General features: G+C 58.9%; 6 protein-coding genes and 1 other annotated feature. Of the genes, 2 read left to right on the top strand and 4 right to left on the bottom strand.

Annotated elements, in window-relative coordinates:
• The coding region (locus tag EWE75_RS25370) for a hypothetical protein (protein ID WP_206364874.1) at positions 1-220 on the top strand (220 nt) is incomplete at its 5' end.
• Between the two features lie 409 nt (positions 221-629).
• Here the strand turns inward: EWE75_RS25370 and EWE75_RS23835 are convergent.
• Positions 630-1,004 (bottom strand): hypothetical protein, encoded by a 375-nt coding sequence (locus tag EWE75_RS23835; protein ID WP_130160535.1) that lies wholly within the window; start codon positions 1,002-1,004, stop codon positions 630-632.
• 107 nt (positions 1,005-1,111) lie between these two features.
• On the opposite strand from EWE75_RS23835, the gene EWE75_RS23830 reads away from it, so the two are divergent.
• Positions 1,112-2,340 (top strand): IS3 family transposase gene (locus EWE75_RS23830; protein WP_427915822.1). Its coding sequence is split into 2 segments (ribosomal slippage): positions 1,112-1,406 and positions 1,406-2,340, totalling 1,230 coding nucleotides; the frame shifts between segments, so codons are not numbered across the junction.
• Positions 1,393-1,509: a sequence feature (AL1L pseudoknot), on the top strand. It overlaps the preceding gene by 117 nt.
• Before the next feature lie 709 nt (positions 2,341-3,049).
• Here the strand turns inward: EWE75_RS23830 and EWE75_RS23825 are convergent.
• From EWE75_RS23825 to EWE75_RS23815, 3 genes are all read right to left on the bottom strand, one after another.
• On the bottom strand, positions 3,050-3,712 hold the full coding sequence (locus tag EWE75_RS23825; protein WP_130160533.1) for a hypothetical protein: 663 nt from the start codon (positions 3,710-3,712) through the stop codon (positions 3,050-3,052).
• A 77-nt stretch (positions 3,713-3,789) separates the two neighbouring features.
• Positions 3,790-4,080, bottom strand: a complete 291-nt coding sequence (locus EWE75_RS23820) for a hypothetical protein (RefSeq protein ID WP_130160532.1) — start codon at positions 4,078-4,080, stop codon at positions 3,790-3,792.
• 56 nt (positions 4,081-4,136) lie between these two features.
• Positions 4,137-4,622: a Fe(II)-2OG oxygenase family protein gene (locus EWE75_RS23815; protein WP_130160531.1), complete on the bottom strand. Its 486-nt coding sequence runs from the start codon at positions 4,620-4,622 to the stop codon at positions 4,137-4,139.
• Positions 4,623-4,786: the final 164 nt, after the last annotated feature.

The following is a 4,786-nucleotide window of genomic DNA, read 5'->3' as shown; positions in this document are numbered from 1 at the left end:
AATCGCCATCGTGAAGTTCCTCTCGTTGAAGGAACTCCATCGTCTGCCGCCGCCCCCGCAGGGCCAAACCTCAGCGCAGGCGCGCTACCTCACCGCCAACACCACTGCCGCGCAGCGGCTTCGTGCATTGGGCGGGAGCCGCCAGTGCGGAATTTCGCATTCTGGGTGGAAAGCGGCCGTACCCTTCCACGACTTTGTAAACAGGGCGGCGTTACGTTAGGCCCTTCTGATGAGCCCACTCACTCGATATTATGTCGCGAGCTTTGGTTGCTGGCCTCTTGTGGCGCTGCCCGTCTTAGCCTCGTTCATTGACGAGAGCGCCGGAACGATCCTGTTTTGCATCTGGCTGCTGGTGTTGGCGTGTTCAACAATTTACGCGAACTTGCTGGTATCGTGTCCAAAATGCGGCTGGCGGATTGCTTCGTTCGGCAAGCCGTTTGTGCGCTCCCTACCTCCCCGGTTTTGCCCAAGCTGCGGAACCGACCTGTTGCGTAGGCCGGGCGAAGTGGGGGATGTCCACTAATGGGCGACTACCGCCGGTTGGCCTCAGGCGCGTCGTGTCGATCAATGGGGCGGGAACAGGGAAAATTGGTGGGAAGCAGACGTTAGACTTGAGGGACCTAGAGCGCTCAGCTTCCTCGAACAACTTCAATGGTCGCTGCCCCGACGCTCTGTTGTCGAAGATATATTTCTGCGCCTTTCGGCAGACTCACGTGAACGTGCCCGCCATCAATCCAGTGTAATTGATAAGACAGAATGTCAGCGGTCATCTTGCTGAATATCAGCGCATTTCCCTTCCCATTCGGCATTTCACCAACGGGCATGATCGCGAGATGGATAGAAGCTGCTGTGGTGGCTCCGCAGTTTCTCTCAAATAAGACCGCAGCCTGTTCACCGTTAGGACTTTGGACGCTAGCGAGGGTGTCGTTAGCGCACTCGTTAAGAGAGCATGCCGACATTGCCCCGAGAATTGTCGCCAGCGTCGCCGCTTTCAAGGTTCTCATGTGGTCGCGACTCCGAGCGCCAAGAGGGAGATTTCTTGTCGTCGCTAGTCAGATTGAAGCGTCCCGGGTTTCCTTGAGGCTCCCACTTGTGAGTAGGAGCATCGAGAATGAGCAAGACGACAAACAAGTTTTCGCCTGAGGTCCGTGAACGGGCTGTTCGGATGGTGAGCGAGCATCGGGCGGATCACCGTTCGGAATGGGATGCGCTGGTGTCGATCGCCGGCAAGATAGGCTGCACGGCGGAGACGCTGCGGCGCTGGTGCCGTGACGAGGCAGGCCGGCATGCGGGGCCAGCAGCGCTGGCTGGCGATGACCGCGCCCGACTGAAGCTGCTCGAGCGGGAAGTGAAGGAACTTCGCCGTGCGAACGAGATCCTGCGGAAGGCCTCGGCATATTTCGCGATGGCGGAGCTCGACCGCCAGGTGCGATGACGATGGCGTTCATCGACGCCCATCGAGCGGAGTTGGGGATCGAGCCGATCTGCCGGGAACTGGCGGTCGCCCCCTCCTCGTATCATCAACATGCCGCACGCCTGACTGACCCTGGCAAGCGCTCCGCCCGTGCGCGGCGTGACGACGATCTGAAGGGCCATATCCGGCGCGTGCACGAGGCGAGCTTTGGTCTGTACGGGTCGCGCAAGGTGTGGCGGCAGTTGCTGCGGGAAAACGTGACCATCGCCAAGTGCACGGTCGAACGGCTGATGAAGGTGATGGGGCTGGCCGGTGTGCGGCGTGGCAAGTCCTGCGTCACCACGGTTCCGGATCGCAAGGCCGCCTGCCCCCTCGACAAGGTCAATCGGGAATTCAAGGTCAAGCGACCCAATGCGCTTTGGGTCGTCGACTTCACTTACGTCCATACCTGGGCGGGGTTCGTCTACGTGGCCTTCGTCATCGACGCGTTCGCCCGCCGGATCGTCGGCTGGAAAGTCAGCAGCAGCGCGACCGCCGGCTTCGTGCTGGATGCGCTGGAGCAGGCTATCCATGCCCGGCGCCCCACCGCCGGCGATGGTCTCATCCATCATTCGGACAGGGGCTCGCAATACCTCGCCATGAGCTACACCCAGCGCTTGGCGGAGGCAAAGCTGGTGCCCTCGGTCGGCAGCGTCGGGGATTCCTACGACAATGCCCTTGCCGAGACCATCAACGGCCTGTTCAAGGCAGAGGTCATCTGGCGGCAGCGCTCATGGCCGAGCCTCGCCGCTGTCGAGATGGCGACGTTGCGGTGGGTCGATTGGTTCAACAACCAACGCCTCTTTGGCCCGATCGGCTACGTCACGCCCGCCGAGGCTGAGGTGAACTACTATGCTGCCAAACAGGATCTCGATATGGCAGCATGACCAAAACCAAACTGCCTCCGGGAAATCCGGGACGCTTCAGATCATAAGCAATGTCCGCTTTTGGGGCGGCTCCCGCAGGTCGGCTTTGAGGCGCGCCGTGTCGGTCAATGGCGCGGGAACGGGGAAAATTGGTGGCGTGCGCTGGAAGCGCGCGCCGCAGATTACCGACTTGTCAGCAGCCGCTTCCTATACAGCGCATCCGGTGACTTGGCCGCTTCGATCCGAATCCGGCGATGGAGAACGCCTAACATCAATGGGCAACCTATTAAGAACAGACCGACCACCGCCTCTATGAAATTCGGCAACCAGCCAGCTAGAAAAGCTGCTCCATAAATCAGTGCAAAGAGCGCGAACCACGTGAATGCCGCGACATCGACGAGGAGCAGTGGCTTCCTGCCGTGATAGTGCTGGTGTGCAAAACGCCAAAACGCCGCTCTCATGCCGCCCTCAATCTCGACTTTTGGCCAATCGTAACGTTAGGTTTCAGGAAGCGCCATCTTCGCTGCGAACGTCGTGAATGGGCGATACCAGCCCTACGGCTTCTGTCGGCCGCGCCAGTCCCGGAGGAATAACTGAACAAATTTAACAGGAATGAAGATCGCAATCGCCATCATCAGTAGCACTACGGCCCCAATCCCGATTATGAACCAAGGGTCTTCGTTGCCCATTGGGTAACGATAACAGAACGGCGAATGTCTTCAAGTGGGCGCTAGTTTCTGTTCGTCTCAGCGACCCAATCTTCATCAAGAACTGCGAGAGCGGGTGAATACGGAGCCAACCTGTTACGAATGAGCGCGGCGACCTTCCCGTAGTGAGAAGGCGAGTTACCGAAACCGGAAAACACGCGCCCTTGCTTCTTCCGCTCGAACGCTAGCGGTGTACCATCTGTCCAAAGATTTGCCTCGCCAGGCCACCGCTCTACTAGCTGATCAATGTCAGAGATCATACGACTGTAAACGTCGCGCGGAACGGTAAAGTGTTGCGGTGTTCCCCAGCCGTCGATGCCGCTCGGTGTCGCAGTGTTCCTATGCGCGACGATCAGGGTAGCAACTGTGCCGATCGAGCGCGGCGCAAGTGCAATGGCAAACCATTCTCGCCCAAACGATGGCATGACCGCTAGTCGCAGGCTCCCATCGGGTAGGCGCTGCAACGGTGGGAGGGTGATGAGCAGCCGATCGACGTCTTTAGCAACGTACCCGGCTGATGCGGCTGTCATCGGGCCAGTGTGGGTGCGGGTGCTTTCTATGGCGTTCTGGCGGAGTTGCCAGTTTTTATGAGCAAAATAGCCAATGGCGCACGCTTCTAGCGCAACGACGATGGTCGTGAGGTAACCGATGCGGTGAAGCCATCGAAGAACGCGAGGTGACAACATTCTGTCATCTTACCGCCTGTTCCGATCGTCCGCTATTGGGCGGGAGCCGCCAGTGCGGAATTTCGCATTCTGGGTGGTTAGCTGTCGTTGCGCCAAGGACCAAGCAATTGCACCCCGGGACCGTCGGCGACACGTTCACGGGCTTCGCTCACCGCCTGTTCGTAATCTCGCACCGCAGACAACGTATCGACGAGTTCTCCGTCCAGCTTCTGGAATAGATCTACCAAAGCCCGAACTTCCGCAACATTTTCAAAGCACTCGTCTGTTGGACGTGCGGAGTGCTTGTCGCCCTCCCAGCGCGCGAGTAAATCAAATAGCACCAATGCTTGGTTCGCATCGAGTGTCACGGTAATTTGATCAGCGTCCATGACCTTCTGGTATCCCCCACTCCGCGTCGGAGCAATGGATAGTCCGCTTCTGGGCGCTAGCTGCTGTCCGGGATGGCGCCGTATACCGCTGACACGGCAGGGTCTGCGTCCATCTGGAAAGTGAGATGACACGGCACTCCTCGGCGCCGCCAGTGCTTGAGCTGCTGCACCCAAATCATGATTAGCTCGAAAACCCACGATGCCGGGTCGGCGAATAGCGGCGCTGCATTGTCCACTACGATCACCATACCGGCCTCTCGTTCGCTTAGGGATACCAGATCATCCATAAAACGAAGCCAGCCCTTCATCCCCTGCAAAGGACGTGGATCGTACGGTGGGTGATCCGTTCCAAGCTGACGGCCCAGAGAGTTAAGGGCTTCGGCTTCGTTCACGCTTGAGCCGTCGATGTAAGCGAACGTGATGGCTTGCGCCGCGAGTTTGGCGGGTGTCACATACTCAGCAGGATCATTGTCCGGCTCGTTATGCCTGAACGCGATACGCCCTCCTACCGGCGCCGGATGATCGAGATACTCATATGCCATAATCACACTGTAGAGGCCGGGTCGCGATGTCCGCTAGTGATGACGTGGACGGCTCTCCACCCCTTCCGCAGGATGATCTGCGGATGAGTCGGAAGGAGAGCCACGATGGGGAACGTAACGACGATTGGTTTGGATCTCGCGAAGAACGTGTTTCAGGTGCACGG

The organism is Sphingomonas populi (assembly GCF_004208535.1).
GTDB classification, from domain to species: Bacteria; Pseudomonadota; Alphaproteobacteria; order Sphingomonadales; family Sphingomonadaceae; genus Sphingomonas; species Sphingomonas populi.
This window is presented reverse-complemented; position numbering and strand designations above follow the sequence as displayed.